Origin of the sequence: Gottfriedia sp. NPDC058432 (genome assembly GCF_042721555.1) — a bacterium.
Taxonomy (GTDB): Bacteria; Bacillota; Bacilli; order Bacillales; family Bacillaceae_G; genus Gottfriedia.
The window spans coordinates 199,634-215,914 of the sequence record NZ_JBHXLC010000002.1 but is presented as its reverse complement, the minus strand read 5'-3'; the positions used below and the strand labels follow the sequence as shown (position 1 = coordinate 215,914).

General features: G+C 32.0%; 17 protein-coding genes. 5 read left to right on the top strand and 12 right to left on the bottom strand.

Going from position 1 to position 16,281, the window contains the following annotated elements:
* Positions 1-31: 31 nt before the first annotated feature.
* Positions 32-772: an alpha/beta hydrolase gene (locus ACFWM3_RS03330; protein WP_056469924.1), complete on the bottom strand. Its 741-nt coding sequence runs from the start codon at positions 770-772 to the stop codon at positions 32-34.
* 275 nt (positions 773-1,047) lie between these two features.
* Here ACFWM3_RS03330 and ACFWM3_RS03325 point away from each other — a divergent pair, with 275 nt between their 5' ends.
* Complete coding sequence (locus ACFWM3_RS03325) at positions 1,048-1,539, top strand: DinB family protein (protein ID WP_390310204.1); 492 nt, start codon at positions 1,048-1,050, stop codon at positions 1,537-1,539.
* 123 nt (positions 1,540-1,662) lie between these two features.
* Here the strand turns inward: ACFWM3_RS03325 and secG are convergent, their stop codons facing one another.
* The 3 genes from secG to ACFWM3_RS03310 all read right to left on the bottom strand — a co-directional run bounded on the left by secG (position 1,663) and on the right by ACFWM3_RS03310 (position 3,124).
* Entirely contained in the window at positions 1,663-1,896 is a 234-nt protein-coding gene (gene secG, locus ACFWM3_RS03320) for a preprotein translocase subunit SecG (protein WP_025569105.1), read from the bottom strand.
* An 84-nt stretch (positions 1,897-1,980) separates the two neighbouring features.
* Positions 1,981-2,910, bottom strand: a complete 930-nt coding sequence (locus ACFWM3_RS03315) for an alpha/beta fold hydrolase (RefSeq protein ID WP_056469918.1) — start codon at positions 2,908-2,910, stop codon at positions 1,981-1,983.
* The gene (locus ACFWM3_RS03310; protein ID WP_056469914.1) at positions 2,903-3,124 is read right to left on the bottom strand and encodes a hypothetical protein; all 222 of its coding nucleotides are present in this window, start codon (positions 3,122-3,124) and stop codon (positions 2,903-2,905) included. The genes ACFWM3_RS03315 and ACFWM3_RS03310 overlap by 8 nt, the downstream gene beginning before the upstream one ends.
* A 207-nt stretch (positions 3,125-3,331) precedes the next feature.
* Here ACFWM3_RS03310 and ACFWM3_RS03305 point away from each other — a divergent pair, with 207 nt between their 5' ends.
* The gene (locus ACFWM3_RS03305; protein WP_390310202.1) at positions 3,332-3,898 is read left to right on the top strand and encodes a DUF2238 domain-containing protein; all 567 of its coding nucleotides are present in this window, start codon (positions 3,332-3,334) and stop codon (positions 3,896-3,898) included.
* 199 nt (positions 3,899-4,097) lie between these two features.
* Here ACFWM3_RS03305 and ACFWM3_RS03300 read toward each other — a convergent pair whose 3' ends face one another.
* The 3 genes from ACFWM3_RS03300 to ACFWM3_RS03290 all read right to left on the bottom strand — a co-directional run bounded on the left by ACFWM3_RS03300 (position 4,098) and on the right by ACFWM3_RS03290 (position 9,449).
* Positions 4,098-6,215 carry an RNA degradosome polyphosphate kinase gene (locus ACFWM3_RS03300; RefSeq protein ID WP_390310200.1) on the bottom strand — a complete coding sequence of 706 codons (2,118 nt, stop codon included), beginning with the start codon at positions 6,213-6,215 and terminating at the stop codon, positions 4,098-4,100.
* A gap of 184 nt (positions 6,216-6,399) precedes the next feature.
* Positions 6,400-7,941: a Ppx/GppA phosphatase family protein gene (locus ACFWM3_RS03295; RefSeq protein WP_390310199.1), complete on the bottom strand. Its 1,542-nt coding sequence runs from the start codon at positions 7,939-7,941 to the stop codon at positions 6,400-6,402.
* Between the two features lie 248 nt (positions 7,942-8,189).
* Complete coding sequence (locus tag ACFWM3_RS03290) at positions 8,190-9,449, bottom strand: MFS transporter (RefSeq protein ID WP_390310197.1); 1,260 nt, start codon at positions 9,447-9,449, stop codon at positions 8,190-8,192.
* A 614-nt stretch (positions 9,450-10,063) separates the two neighbouring features.
* On the opposite strand from ACFWM3_RS03290, the gene ACFWM3_RS03285 reads away from it, so the two are divergent.
* The 3 genes from ACFWM3_RS03285 to ACFWM3_RS03275 all read left to right on the top strand — a co-directional run bounded on the left by ACFWM3_RS03285 (position 10,064) and on the right by ACFWM3_RS03275 (position 11,450).
* Complete coding sequence (locus tag ACFWM3_RS03285; RefSeq protein ID WP_056469897.1) at positions 10,064-10,630, top strand: sigma-70 family RNA polymerase sigma factor; 567 nt, start codon at positions 10,064-10,066, stop codon at positions 10,628-10,630.
* A gap of 20 nt (positions 10,631-10,650) precedes the next feature.
* Positions 10,651-10,866 (top strand): hypothetical protein, encoded by a 216-nt coding sequence (locus tag ACFWM3_RS03280; RefSeq protein WP_056469894.1) that lies wholly within the window; start codon positions 10,651-10,653, stop codon positions 10,864-10,866.
* Between the two features lie 167 nt (positions 10,867-11,033).
* Positions 11,034-11,450, top strand: a complete 417-nt coding sequence (locus tag ACFWM3_RS03275) for a hypothetical protein (protein WP_390310195.1) — start codon at positions 11,034-11,036, stop codon at positions 11,448-11,450.
* Between the two features lie 37 nt (positions 11,451-11,487).
* On the opposite strand, the gene ACFWM3_RS03270 is transcribed toward ACFWM3_RS03275, so the two are convergent.
* The 5 genes from ACFWM3_RS03270 to tpiA form a co-directional block, all read right to left on the bottom strand.
* The gene (locus ACFWM3_RS03270; RefSeq protein WP_056469890.1) at positions 11,488-11,850 is read right to left on the bottom strand and encodes a hypothetical protein; all 363 of its coding nucleotides are present in this window, start codon (positions 11,848-11,850) and stop codon (positions 11,488-11,490) included.
* Between the two features lie 119 nt (positions 11,851-11,969).
* A complete protein-coding gene (locus ACFWM3_RS03265; protein ID WP_390310193.1) occupies positions 11,970-12,371 on the bottom strand; it encodes a hypothetical protein in 402 nt (133 codons plus the stop codon).
* A 224-nt stretch (positions 12,372-12,595) separates the two neighbouring features.
* Entirely contained in the window at positions 12,596-13,891 is a 1,296-nt protein-coding gene (eno, locus tag ACFWM3_RS03260; protein WP_390310192.1) for a phosphopyruvate hydratase, read from the bottom strand.
* A gap of 65 nt (positions 13,892-13,956) precedes the next feature.
* Entirely contained in the window at positions 13,957-15,489 is a 1,533-nt protein-coding gene (gpmI, locus tag ACFWM3_RS03255; protein ID WP_056469881.1) for a 2,3-bisphosphoglycerate-independent phosphoglycerate mutase, read from the bottom strand.
* On the bottom strand, positions 15,489-16,244 hold the full coding sequence (gene tpiA / locus ACFWM3_RS03250) for a triose-phosphate isomerase (protein WP_097973509.1): 756 nt from the start codon (positions 16,242-16,244) through the stop codon (positions 15,489-15,491). The genes gpmI and tpiA overlap by 1 nt, the downstream gene beginning before the upstream one ends.
* Positions 16,245-16,281: the final 37 nt, after the last annotated feature.

Genomic DNA, 16,281 nt, shown 5'->3' with positions numbered 1-16,281 from the left:
TTAGTTTAAGTTTGTCCAGAAAGATTTCATTCTACCATTCCAATTCATTAAGAAATGCTAGTACATCTTCATGTAACATGTCTTTTTCCTGTCCAAGCGTAATAACATGTGTTGAATTTTCGTACCACTTTAATTTTTTCTGATCAGATTGCACTTCATTATAAATAATATTTGCGCTGTCAGTATTAATCATCTCGTCTACAGTAGATTGTACGACAAACGTTGGTGCATATACTGTATCAACATTTTCACGCACTTCTTTAATTAAACCTTGAAGAGCCTTTAATGTATTCATCGGAGTTTTTTTAAACTCTTCCATTTCTACTTCAATTTGTTCAGGAGATTTCCCTTCACGTTTTTTAAACTCTCTTGTGTAAGCTAAGACACCTTCATACATAATTTCTTCACTTTTTATATACATCGGCGAACACATTGTGACAATACCATTCAAAGGAACAGTATAACCTAGCTTTAGTGCAAATACTCCTCCTAAAGATAGACCTACCGCCGCAATTTTTTGATGTCCTTTATCCTTTAAAAACTGATAAGCTTCCATTACATCCTTCCACCAGTCTTCTGGTCCAGTATGAACAAGCTCATCTGGTGGTACACCATGTCCTTTATAGTGCGGTGCATGACAAGTATAACCTTGTTTTTCTAAAAAACGGCCAAGCATTCGTACATCCGCAGAATGTCCTGTAAATCCATGTAATAATAATACTGCTCGATCTCCACCTTCAAACGTAAATGGCTTCGGCATTGTTACTCTCATATATACTCACTCCAAAACTTTTCTATCCATTTTTCTTTCGTTACTTTTATATTATCTAAAATGATTTTGTTTATTTAAATTAATAATCGATATCTTCAATATAAATAATTGATAATAATATTTAACTAATTTTACGTAAAGAAATTGTTCTTTTATTTTACCTTTCAATTCAATAATTTACCAATAAACAGTTTTTTTAATTAACTAGTTATGATTTAATGAAAGGTGTGGTAATAATAATGTTGGTAATTTAACCAACAAAAGGAGGATACGTTATGTTTAATAATGTTGAAGAATTTATTACTGAATGGAAAATGGAAGAAGCAAACACAATCAAGTTACTAAATGCTATGACAGATGAGTCACTTGATCAATCAATTGGTGAAGATTTTAGCTCTTTAGGAGAATTAGCTTGGCATATAACTACAGCAATTAAAGCGATCATTTCACAATCAGGATTACAATTCGAAGCATCCATGAGCAAGGAAGAGATGCCAGCAACTGCGAAGGAAATTACTGAAAAATACGCAGAAGCAAGTAAAGCAATGGTTGAAGCAGCAGAAAAAGAATGGAAAGAAAAAGACTTAAATCAAATCATTAATGCTTTTGGATTCCTTGAAATGCCTATCCATGCATTACTACGTATGGCAATTTCACATCAAACGCATCACCGCGGCCAAATGACTGTATTAATGCGACAAGCAGGATTAGCTATTCCTGGAATGTACGGTCCAAGTAAAGAAGAATGGGCTGCAATGAAGGGATAATTTTTTGTGGCTAATTGTGGGACGACCTGGTTTTTAGGTTGTCTTTTTTATTACTCCAAATCGAACTACATAGTTTACAATTTTAGAAAAATAAAAAAGCCACCTTTTTGGTAGCTTGTTTTATTACAGTTTAAAATACGTTACAGCAATTGTTAGAATGAAGAATAAAACCGCTACAACAACTGTGATTCGTTGTAAAACTAATTCGAAACCACGAGCTTTTTGCTTGCCAAACAGTTGCTCAGCACCACCAGAGATCGCACCTGATAGGCCGTTACTTTTACTAGATTGAAGTAGAACTAAAACAATCATAAGTACTGAAACAATAATTAATAGTACAGATAAAAACGTATGCATTTCTTCACCTCCACAGTAAAATACTGTTACTTCCTATTCTACTATGAAGAATACTATACTTCAATATGAGAGTACAACACTTATTTAATGTTTTAAGATCGTTTCTTCAATCCAAGTTTTTACATCCTGATGTACTTCATCTTTATTTGTTTCATGAAGCATCTCATGGCGACCTTCTTCATATAATTTCAACTTTACATTTGAACATCCAATATCTTTATATAACCCATATACCTTCTTTACACCTTCACCATTTTGACCAACTGGATCTTTATCTCCTGAAAAAATATAAATTGGCAATGAAGTTGGTGTCTTCGTTACTTCCTCTTTACGATGTATAATTCCGATCCCTTTCAACAGTTCGCGATAATAGCTTGCAGAACAAATAAAACCACAATATGGATCTTTTATATAGCGATCAATCTCAGCTTCATCTCTTGTTAACCAATCATATTTTGTTTTAGGAAACTTAAAATGATTATTGAAGTTTCCAAAGGTTAAAAAGTCTAAAACCTTACTTCTCTTACTAGCTCCAATTAAAAATGCTTCTGCGCTTGAAATAAAAACTCCTAATTTTCTTAGTATTCCTGGATCGCATCCAGTTCCAGAAATAATTAGCCCATCGTATAGTCCCCCATTTAATTGAACAACTCGTCTGCTCAAATAAGATCCCATACTATGCCCAAATAGAATTAAAGGAATATCTTTCAGTTCTTTTCTAATCATCTTACTTATAAAAATGATATCATTAGCAACTTCATCCCAGCCGATTTCTTCACCAAAAAAACCTAAATCATCCTCAATAGCCGCTGTTTTTCCATGACCTCTTTGATCATGAACAAAGACTGCAAACTGATTATGAACTAAATATTCAATAAATTTTTCATAAGCTCCACCATGCTCTGCCATTCCATGTACAATTTGAATCACAGCAATTGGTTCAGCAGGAATATATTTTCGCAAATAGATTTTTGTTCGATCCTTCGCCGAAATTAATCCTTCCCAATTATTCATTTTTATGCCCCTTCATCTCATATGTTGTAAAAGATACTAATAAGAAAAAACAAGTGAAATAGATTATTTCTAATCGTATGTAATTAAATGTAAATTCATCACCTAATAGTCTCCAAAAAACAATTACTATTGTAACAATAACAATCATAAATGGAAGTAAATATGTTTTTATAGTATACCAAAGAAAATCTTTTAAGTATGCGAAAAATTTCATAATTATCCTCCCAACTTATTGCCATTCTTATCCATAATTCAATACTAATCCATATTTCCTAATTCTATAGTTTAATTTTTAACAATTTAGCATCAATTTGGTGAACTTTTTATGTCAAAGTTAAGCTCATATTTAGGATTTTAAACTAAGCATGTTTTGTATTGAAGTTTGAATTGAGATAAATACAGAATGAATGGGGGATTCGAAATGAAAAGAGGCATTCAAACATTTTTAAGCATTTTCTTTGCTATTGTAATGCTTGTCTTATTCGTCATATTTTTCATAAAAGACGATTCTTATCGCTATCCAATCGCACTAGGTGGCCTCGTTTGTGCACTCGTGCCACTCATATTAGATAAATTTTTTAAAATTCGATTTGCATTTTCGTTTATTCTCTCTTATTTTGCTTTTTTAATAGGGTCCCTATGTCTTGGTTCAATGCTTAGATTTTATAGCTTAGGCTGGTGGGATACGTTTTTACATTTTCTAAGTGGAACACTAGTCGCATTTTTAGCAATTGATTTATTGGGAAAATTGACAACGAAACAGTCTCAAAGCGGAATGTCAGCTGGATTCATTTTTCTATTTGTATTTGCATTCGGAGTATTTTGTGGAGCCTTATGGGAAATTTGGGAATTCAGTAGCGACCAATTTTTTGGAACTAATACCCAAGGCGGTGGTAATTTTGATACGATGACAGATATAATCGCAGACTCAATCGGAGCACTCGTTATCGCAATTGGGTTTGCTAGAAGGTCGAGAAAAAATAAGTAGATAGTTTCATTTCATTAAAGAACAGACATAAACTTCATAAAAAGGCCCACAAGAATATTAAATGCTTGTGGGTCTTTATTAATATCTTATTCCCTGCTTTTTCTGTCATTTAAAATATTTTGAATCCCTTTAATCCTACTCTTAATTAGTTACTATTTGGATCTGTATTATCAAGATAAGTTGAACCCACAGTCTGTGATTATTCTTCATCATCCCAAACATTATAAGCCAAATTAAACAATTCACTTTGACTATTATATTTCTCATCTCCAGTACTTTTTACATACTGATATACCCCATTTTCATCTTGCTCACGTGCTTTTGCAGTATCGAAGAGCATCATAAGTAAGATACTCATAATTCGCTTTTTTATATGATCAGCGAAAATTGGAAAAAAGATTTCAACTCGTTTTTCCATATTACGTGTCATTAAATCAGCAGATGATAAAAAGATTTTCTGCTCCCCATTATGATAAAAATAATAGATTCGACTATGCTCTAAAAATCGCCCAACGATACTAATGACACGAATATTTTCACTCACACCTTTTATTTGAGGACGCAAGCAGCAAGTTCCGCGAACAATTAAGTCAATCTTTACCCCAGCTTTAGATGCTTCATATAGCTTCATAATAATTTGCTTATCAGTTAAAGAATTCATTTTGGCGATGATTCTTCCATTTCCATATTGTTTATGAAAAGCAATTTCCTCATCAATCATTCGAATAAAATCATGACGAATACTATACGGAGCGACAGATAAATGCCTAAAGTCAGGCTTTTCCATAAACCCACTTAAGAAGTTAAAAAAATTTGTAGCATCTACTCCGATTTGTCGATTAGCAGTCATTAGTCCCATATCTGTATAAATTTTTGCTGTTGCATCATTATAGTTGCCAGTGCCCAAGTGTACAAATCGTTCAATTCTTCCATTCTTTTTACGAACAACGAGTGTGATTTTACTATGTGTTTTTAAATGAGTCATTCCATAAATAACATGGCAGCCCTCTTTTTCTAATTCCTTTGCCCAATGTACATTGTTTTCTTCGTCAAAACGAGCTTTTAACTCTACAAGAACAGTTACTTGTTTACCATTTTCTGCTGCACGCTTTAACGCCTCAATAATAGGAGAATCACCACTTACTCGATACAAAGTTTGTTTAATCGCTAAGACGTCAGGATCATTTGCTGCATCTAATACAAAATCTAATACCGGCTCAAATGATTCGTACGGATGATGAAGCAATATATCTTGTTCCAATATTTTTTCAAATATATCCTCATCAGTTTCAAGATCTTGTGGTGGCTGTGGGATTAATGTTTCATATACTAAATGCTCTTTATATTGTTCTAATTCCTTATAAAAACTAAATAAAAAGGTTAAATCTAGTGGACCATCAAGCTTATATACATCCTTACCGTGTACATCAAGCTCATCTAATAAATAGTTTAATATGTAATCACTCGCGCCAGACTGTCCAATTTCAAGTCGAACCGCCGAACCCCATTTTCGTTTTTTTAACTCTATTTCTATTTCACGAAGTAAGTCCCTCGCACCTTCTTCATGAATCGTCAAATCAGCATTTCTTGTAATTCTAAACTGCGCTACTTCTCGTACGATAAAACCTCGGAACAAAAGATGTATATAAGCAGTAATAGCATCTTCCAATAAAATATAACAATGCTTTTCATCAAGTGTAGGTATTGATATAAATCTTTTTAACAAAGAAGGGACTTGTACAATTGCAAATTTATTGCGCTTTTCTTCCTCCCCTGTCATATCTTCTAAATAAACTGCCAAATTTAAGCTTTTATTTAATAGCATTGGAAATGGTCTATACGCATCGATTGCCATTGGTGTTAATACGGGAAGTACTTGCTCTTCAAAGTAATTTTCTAAATAATCTTTTTGACGATCACTAAGCTCATGATATTTTACTAGATGAACATTCTCCTCTTTTAATTTTGGAATTAATGTTTCTGTAAATGTTTTATATTGTAAATTTACAAGTTCATGACCAACTGTTGAAATTTGTGAAAGTTGCTGTTTTGGTGTTAAACCAGCCTTATTTTCTGGCCTATTAAAACCTGCTTTTACTTGATCCTTTAGGCCAGCAAAACGTACCATAAAAAACTCATCTAAATTCGAACTAAATATTGCCAAAAATTTCAAACGTTCAAGCAAAGGATTATGTACGTCTAAGGCCTCTTCTAAAACACGTTCATTAAAAGCAAGCCAACTTAATTCTCGATTATTATAATATTGTGGATCTGCTAACTCTATTTTTCTACCACTATACTCTTTTGTCGCTATCATCATTTACACCCTTTTTGAACATATTCTAGAAATACGATCTCTTTATTTTTTAATTAATATCTACTCCATAATCCTACAATAATAAAATTTACCCATTATTAACGCCATGTTAATAAATTGTAAATATATGAAAAAATTGTTAATTCATGACAATTTTTAATTAAAATAAAAAAGCACAATCTGATTACTCAGATTTGTGCTTTTCAAAATGGATATATGTTGTTTTATTAAATAGTTTTTCTAATTGCTTTATCTGTTTTTCAGATTCAATTTCTTCAACTGTTGAATCGTCTATACATTTAAGTTGTACGATCAAGTCATCATTGTTTAATTTAAATTCAATATTCTTTACTACTTCTCTTTTCGATGCGTTTAGACTATTAGCAAACTTTAAAAGGATCCCTAAAAAGCGTAGTTTCTTAAGCTCATCCGCTGTAAACCACTCAAGAAACGGTTTAACATATTGCTTAAAGCTATTTTTATTTTTATATGAAGCCATTAAGGCAATTTTTATGCGATCTTTATGGCTTAATCCTTCAATTGTACGATTAGATAATAAATAGAAAGTATGCTGACTACTTGATTCTTCGTCTATGTATTGTCCAAGATTATAGACCCGAGTTGCTAGATTTATGTCTAATATATCTCCATACTTTATTTGATATAAATTGTATAAATTTATTTGCTCTACTAATTGGTTTACTAAAACCTTAATATGATTTACGTGATTTATATTTACATCATAATCTTTCTCTAAATCACTAAAACTTTTGTCTAATACATTAGGAAGTAACTTTTCTCCGTTTAATATACACTCTTCCATAAAGATACCATCTCTCAGGCCTTTATTACTGAAAATAAAGCTCTTTGCATTAACAATTGAATAAAGCTCTTTAAAGACCTCAATTGCAGGAAGAATGATATCAGCACGATCTTTTGATAGACCTTCCGTTCTTAAAATATGGTCAAACTCTAATGATGAAAGATGTTTTTTTATGAAGTTTATCTCTTCAAAATTCATCTCATATTGATGTATACCTGTAATCGGGTAATTAACCAAACTTTGATGGATTTGTACTACATTTCGAGCACTTCCCCCAACTGCGACAATCGGAACTTGCTTTTCTCTAAGCCAATCTAAAGATTCAAATTGCTTTTGTATAAATTGAGTAAGTTGCTTCATTTCTTCAGCAGTTGGAATATTGCTTGATATAAAATCCTGCTTTAAAGATAATGCTCCAAATGGAAAACTATGAAAATGGATCATTTCACGATTCTTAAAATAAGTTACCTCTGTGCTACCTCCACCAATATCAATTGTAACTCCCTCTTGTATTGGAGTAGAATTTACAACGGCAAGAAATCCATAAAACGCTTCATCATAACCCGATAAAATTTGTAATGTAAAATCAGTTTTTTCGGCCACTAGTTGAATCAATTCGTCTCGATTAATGGACTGTCTAATCGTTGCAGTCGCTACACATTTAACTTCACTAATTTTATGATGACGAGTGATTTCCTGAAACATCAGAAGTGTTTTAAGTAATATATTCTTTCCTTCAGTATTCAAAACTTCTTGATCATTTAAATATTTACGTAAACGTGCTACCGTTTTAATATTCTCAATTTCTTTTATACGCCCGCTTTTACTTTTTTCATATATAACAAGTCTGATTGTATTTGAACCTATATCAATGATGCCGTATTTCTCTTTCAAACTTCTCATCCTTTATTTAAATATTTAGTAAAATTTCTAGTTCCTCCATTATATCAATAGATAGGCAATAAATAATCCTTTCTTGTTGAATAGGTACTTTTGTCATACTATCAAATAAATTATCTATTCGACTAATTTACCAAGACTCTTTAATATTCAATTTTATTTTAAATTCACACTTGGATTTCAATGGTTATATACTCCTCGAAAGTCACAATAAAAAACCCGATTACTCTTAACGAATAATCAGGCTTTAATTAATAGTTTTCTGATTTTGCCTCAACTATGACATTCTTCATAATCTTGAACATTGGTACCATAATGATGATTCCAATAACAAATAATAATGCTGAAACTTGATAAATAGAGACTAAAGAAAAATGCTCCTTTAAAATCCCTGCCAAGCTCATTGTAATGACCATAGCTCCCATAAATAATGGTGTTAATATACCGTTTACCCTACCTACAAACTTTTCATCAGTATTTTTTAAGATGATTGTATTAATACCAATATGCAATGCAGGCATAAATAATCCGATAAAGAATTCAGCAACTAACGTTAGCCAGAATATCTCAGACCAACCTATTACAAATATTCCAATCGCATTGACCGCCATACCGATTAATAATAAAACATGCGGTGCCAACTTATTAGATATTACCATTATTAGGCCACCACCTATAATCATAGCGGCTCCATTTGCAGCAAATATCCATTGTAAATATTCCTTATCCAATCCTAGTCGCTCAGTTACTAAAAAAATCGCTAATGGATGTATAAGGCCTATACCTAATCCTGCTGCTGCAAATACTCCACCTAAATAAACGAGAATTTTACGAGACCAAACGTATTGGAATCCTGACTTCATCTCTTCCATTAATGATGTTGTATGTTCTGCCTTTTCTTCTTCTTGATCTTTAGGTAACCTTGTTAATACTAAAGCTGACATAAGAAAAGCAATACCTACAATTGCCATCGATACATGCATTCCAGCTTGTTGAAATACGAACGTACCTAATACTGGACCTAAAATCATAAAGACTGCCATCATCGTTTGAAATATAGACATACCTGCTTGCATTTGCTCACCTGGTACATGAACTTTAAATAACTTCATATTGGAAGGCTGAGAAAACTGGGACAAGATTGCTGAAACTAATGTAGCAAAAAACACAAACTTCCAAGTTCCATATAAAAGTGCTAACAAAATAACAAATATAGATACAGCACTTAAAAGATCGCACCAAATCATTGTACGCTTTGGTTTCCAGCGATCGGCAAAAGTTCCACCGATAAAAGAAAAAATAAAAATCGGCGCAAATTCAGCAACTGAAATCAGTGATACGGCTGTTGCATCGCCATTTGTCTTTTCCACAACAAATAATAATATTGCAAAATTACGAATCCAAATACCAACTTGAATAAACAAACCTGCTGAAAGAATCGTCTGGATAAAAGGATTTTTTAACAAAGAAGCCATTGAAGGATTTGAAGCTGTTGGAGTAGATGTAGACATTTTTTCCCCTCTCTTATTTTTAATTCATTCCGAATTAATCTCAATCAAACACAGGAACTAATGTTCGCGTATTCTTATTTTAACATTAGGATTCTTTAATAATCAATCCTAATTATTACAAATACAAAAATTATCTAACGGATCAATTAAATAGATGATGACACCACTTACATTAAATTTAAACTCATTGAAGAAAGAAAGGAAATTAATATCTGATCAGCAGCCTTACTCATTTTGTATGTATCAATTATTAGTAATCTAATAGATTTCACAGAAACAATTTATTCAACTCATTAATATTGACTTTTTATTGTTACAATTATATTATTACCCCTTTTATACTAAAACTTATCTTCTAACATGCTTTCACCTCTTTTTCTCACCACTCCATAATTTAATAATTTATTTCCTCATTAGACTTTACTTCGATACATTTTCTTAATCTTTTCATACTTGTTTCTAGATAATTAGTAATTAATTTAAGCAATGTACTACTCATTTATCTAGCTTTATTTTGATAGATTTGTGAACGCTTTTTATTGAGGTTTAAATCTTAATAATAATGACCACTTATATTATTAAACATCTTACTAATAAAGGAGGTTATATTTTTTATGAACAACAATAGAAAAAAAGTTTCTCAGTATTTGGAGAATATAGAAGAAAAAAAAAGATTCATAGTTGAAAAGTTTCTCGAAGATAATAAAAACTTTCTATTATTTGTATCATATCTAGAACATCCGGATATAGAAAAACAAAGAATTATAGATTCTTCTTTTAAAAAGTTTTTATTTGAATTTAGAAAGAAAAGTTACTTTAAAAGTCTAATACGCTATAAATCTATAGATTTCGATAAGCGAATAAATAAATTGAATAACAGAAATATATTATCAATAGATAAACCTATAAAACTGGACGTAATAAGTATAAAGAACAATATTATCGTTAATGAAAATCCTAATATCTATAGTAGCTTGGATTCTTTTGAACAAATAGAAAACGATGTCTTAAGAAGTGCAATAAAAACTTTAACACCAAAGCAGCAACAAATTATTAAATTAATATATTTTCATCATTTATCACAAACTGAAGCTGCTAGGATGACAAACTCTTCTCCCCAAAATATCAATAGAATTCATAAAAAAGCTATTGAACAAATTAAGTCTAAATTTAATTCATAAATGTTTGGAGTTGTGCTTTAATGCCTAGTCACGAGGATTTTCAAACTTTATTAGACGATCTCAAATTTTATATTAACAGCCATGTTAGGAAAGTAACTTATGCCAATCAAGAAGATTTAGCGCAAGAAATCAAAATATTAATCTACGAGAAATTTTTAAATATCAATAATATTATCTCTGAACCACCTGGTTTTTTTGAGTTTATAAACGAGCAAAAAATTGACAATGAAAAATAATATAAAGGAGAAAAAGATGCCTGAGGTAATACCTAATATTACATTTGTGATTTTCCAATAGTAGTACTTATTTAACTATTATATTGGTTTAAAAAAAGTAGAATTACTAGCACATTTAAAGCAATTAAAGGTAATTATAAACAAAAAGAATTAAGGAGTTAAATTAAATGAAAACTACTAAAACCTCCGAGTTTAGAACTCTATACAAAAAGTTTCAACCAATTTTTTTAAGTTATAACGATATTCAAGACCTATATCATGTATATACAAAGCAACCTCACAATACTAGAGATATAGTAGAAGATTTTGAATCTTTTGGGAAAGAAAGAATCTTACAGATATTATCTGAAACACTCGGAGCAAAATGTAACTTTACAATGTTTCAAGAAATAAATTTATTTAATATTGATGGTATAAAATCAATTTTTTACCATACTCTGAAAGATATAAAAATATATGAGATTTTAAATTTGTTAAAGAAAAAAGGAAAACTAAAATATGTTTTATATGTTTATAATCTTGATTTAAAAAATGGTAATAAGACCGAATTCGAACAAACTATACAAATAGCATATATCTGGTAAGGGTAAGGTATTCATACTAAAAATTTTAGATCCTTATTTAATTAATAAGGTTTTTTTGTTTGTTTACTTTAAAATTAACCTGACTTAAGAAACCCTCAACTATATCTACAACTTCATTATGCGTATTTTTAAATGAACCCAAATCTAGAAACTCTTTTATCTTTCCTCCTGCGGTTACAATCTTTACTAAAATTTTATCTTTTCCATAAATCATTATCGTTGTAACTAATTTACAACCTAAATTAATAGAAAACTTTTCAAGTATAAAAATAACCCCGTCGCTTAGTGCAACTTTTTCGATAATGTTAAAATTTTTAGCTCGAATGCATTCTTCCACATTCTTAAAATTAATATCTTTAAAACAATTAATACTCATAAACTCTTTCTCATATTTCCTCATTATAATACCTCCTATTTATTGTAATTTATATTATTATTTTACTTGATTTTACTAAAGTAATTTAACATCAAAAGTTACAAAAAAATGTCATTGATGTTAATCAATGACATTTTTTACTATTAGATGAATTGTGCAGTTTGTTTTGTTGTATAGCTCCATGCATTACCAGATGCAGAACCTGTAAATGTCTTATAAACCGCAGTTTTTATTCTTAAGTATTTATAGGTTCCACTTTTAAGCTTTGACATATTAGAAGTATATTTTGCATTATCAAGCGCTTTTTTAACACCATCTGCTGCCCCTAATAATGTTATTGCAATACCTGCTACTGCATAGATAGCTGCTGCAAAAAATACTCCTATTATCGTTACTACTATACCTGCCCCACCGAGACTTATAGCAGTTACAATATCTTTATAGCCTCCTGAATTTTTTCGAATAAATTCATCATTTAATTGTTTATATGTCTTATCAACATTACTTAAGTTTTTAACAAAAAAAATTTCTCCAGGAACTGGCATTCGAATCTCTCCTATTAATTTAATTTTTTAAAACAAAACATCAAAACCGGTATTTGTGTTTGTATATATAAGTGAAAGATTCAAGGATTTTTTCAACCTATGTGCAATAAATTAAAAAAATTTAAAATTAATCAATAAAAAAAAGAGAAGGTGACGATCCTTCTCTTTTTAACGTGTCTATAATGGATTATGTTTTTTTGTTAATGCACTTAGTTTTGATTCAATTATTTTCTTAAGTTGTAGAAAGATTTTAATCCTTGGTATACTGCGCTTTCGCCTAACTCGTCTTGAATACGTAATAATTGGTTGTATTTAGCGATACGGTCTGTACGAGAAGCAGAACCTGTTTTAATTTGACCAGCATTTGTAGCAACTGCGATATCAGCGATAGTGCTATCTTCAGTTTCACCAGAACGGTGAGAAACTACTGCTGTGTAACCAGCACGTTTAGCCATTTCGATTGCATCGAAAGTTTCAGTTAATGTACCGATTTGGTTAACTTTGATAAGGATTGAGTTTGCGATACCTTTTTCAATACCTTCAGCTAACTTTTTAGTGTTTGTAACGAATAAATCGTCACCTACTAATTGTACTCGGCTACCTAAACGTTCAGTTAATAATTTGTGACCATCCCAGTCATTTTCATCTAAACCATCTTCAATTGAAAGGATTGGGAAATCATTGCAAAGTTGCTCGTAGAAATCAACCATTTCAGCTGAAGATACGCCAGTACGTCCTTCACCTGCAAGATCGTATTTACCAGTTTCTTTGTTAAAGAATTCAGAAGAAGCAACGTCCATTCCTAAGAATACTTGCTCTCCAGCTTTATAACCAGCTTTATCAATTGCTTCCATGATTACTTCTAAAGCTTCACGGTTTGAACCAAGGTTTGGAGCGAATCCACCTTCGTCACCAACAGCTGTGTTTAAACCTTTATCATGTAATACTGCTTTAAGGTTGTGGAAAATTTCAGTACCCATACGAATTGCTTCTTTAAAGCTTTCAGCACCTACAGGTAAGATCATGAATTCTTGGAAGTCTACGTTATTATCAGCGTGAGAACCACCGTTGATGATGTTCATCATTGGAACTGGTAATTGTTTCGCGTTAAATCCACCAAGGTATTGGTATAATGGTAAACCTAATTCATCAGCTGCTGCACGAGCTACTGCCATAGATACACCTAGGATTGCGTTAGCACCTAATTTACCTTTGTTTTCAGTACCATCTACTTCAATCATACGACGGTCGATTGAAACTTGGTCAGTTACTTCGTATCCAACGATTTCTTCAGCTAAAATATCATTAACGTTAGATACAGCTTTCTCAACACCTTTACCAAGGTAACGAGATTTGTCTCCATCACGTAATTCAACAGCTTCGTATTCACCAGTTGAAGCACCACTTGGTACTAATGCACGGCCAAAACCGCCATCTTCTGTATAAACTTCTACTTCTACAGTAGGGTTACCACGAGAATCTAATACTTCGCGAGCATAAACATCAATAATCATTGACATAATAAAATCTCTCCTTTTAGTTGCGTTATACGCTTAATTAAAAACTTTTTATATTAACTGTTCACTTATTTAATAAGTGATTTACCAGTCATTTCTTTTGGTTGTTCTACTTTTAATAAATCAAGAACTGTTGGAGCTAAATCACCTAAAATACCATCTTCACGTAACGTAACACCTTCTTCAGTTACAATAACTGGTACAGGGTTAGTCGTATGAGCTGTCATAGGTTCACCCTCAGGTGTAATTTCTTCATCAGCATTTCCATGGTCAGCAGTAATGATCGCTTTTCCGCCTTTTGCTAGAATTGCATCAACTACTTCTCCTAAACATTCATCAACTGCTTCAATTGCTTTAATTGTCGGCTCAAGTTTTCCTGAATGTCCTACCATATCTGGATTTGCAAAGTTCAAGATGATTACATCATGCTTGTCTGCAGCAATCTCTTTAAGTAATGCATCTTTTACTTCATAAGCACTCATTTCAGGTTGCAGGTCGTAAGTTGCAACTTTTGGCGAGTTAATCAAAATACGTTCTTCACCCGGGAACTCTGCTTCACGGCCTCCACTAAAGAAAAATGTAACATGTGGATACTTTTCCGTTTCAGCAATTCGTAATTGATTTAACTTATTTTGAGCAAGTACTTCACCTAATGTGTTATCCAAATTAGTTGGTTTAAATGCAACATAACCTTGTACTGTTTCACTAAAATGTGTTAAGCAAACGAAATGAAGATTTTTTGGGAACTTACTTCCACGATCAAAGTCACGGAAATCATCGTTTGTAAATACATTTGAAATTTGTATTGCACGGTCAGGTCGGAAGTTGTAGAAGATAATTGAATCTTCATCACTTATTGTTGCAACTGGAGTTCCATCTTCTTTTACCATTACAGAAGGTAAAACGAATTCATCATGGATACCATTCGCATACGAGTCTTCAATTAATTCATAAGGACTTGTATAAGTTGGTCCTTCTCCATATACCATTGCACAATAGCATTTTTCTACGCGATCCCAACGTTTGTCACGGTCCATGGAATAATAACGGCCAGAAATTGTTGCAAATTCTCCGACACCATATTCTTTAAATTTTGCTTCTGTTTGATCGATATATTTTTTAGCTGTAGTTGGACCAACATCTCGTCCATCAAGGAAAGCATGTAAATATACCTTTTTCATACCTTCTTCAGCAGCTAATTTTAATAAAGCAAACATGTGATTAATATGGCTGTGAATACCACCATCAGACAGTAAACCAAAAATATGTAATGCTTTATCTTTTTCTTTTGCACTTTTAATTGCATCGATGAATGTATCATTTTTTTCGAATTCGCCTTCACGAATAGCCTTATTTACACGCGTTAAGCTTTGATAAACAATTCGTCCAGCTCCGATATTCAAATGACCAACTTCAGAATTACCCATTTGTCCTTCAGGTAGCCCTACTGCTTCACCGCTAGCAGTTAATTGTGCGTGAGGATATTTATTCCAATATCTATCATAATTTGGTTTCTTCGCTTGTGCAACAGCATTTCCAAATGTTTCATCGCGCAAACCAAATCCATCTAGGATAATTAACGCTACTGGTTGTTTACTCATTACTTAACAGCCTCCAATAATGCAAGGAAAGAAGCTGGTTCTAAACTTGCTCCACCTACTAACGCACCGTCAATATCAGGTTGAGCCATATATTCTTTAATATTTTCAGGTTTTACACTGCCACCATATTGAACACGTACAGATTCTGCAACAGTTTCATCATAAAGACTTGCTACAACATCACGAACAAATTTACATGAATCTTGTGCATCTTTTTCTGTAGCAGATTTTCCTGTTCCAATTGCCCAAATCGGTTCATATGCAATAACTAAATTCTTTACTTGCTCATCTGTTAGACCTGCAAGATCAGCTGTTAATTGAGTACGAATAACTTCCTCAAATTTACCGCCTTCACGTTCTTCAAGCGTTTCACCACAGCAAAGTATTGGCGTAAGGCCGTGTTCGAAAGCTTTTTTTGTTTTACTATTAATAAACTCATCTGTTTCGCCATAATATTCACGACGCTCAGAATGTCCGATAATCGCATAAGTTACGCCTAAATCTTTAAGTGCTACTGGGCTAATTTCTCCAGTATAAGCACCACTATCTTGATCACTTACATTTTGAGAACCAATTTTTAATTCAGTTCCTTTTGTACCGTATAACATAGGTGCAATAAATAATGCAGGAGCACAAACTGCTGAATCTACTTTATCAGATGATGGAATGCTATTTTTTACTTCTTCAACAAATGTCATCGCTTCGTTAAGCGTCTTATTCATTTTCCAGTTACCTGCGATAATTGGTTTACGCATGAGAAACACCTTCCTACAATTGGTAAGACATAACATC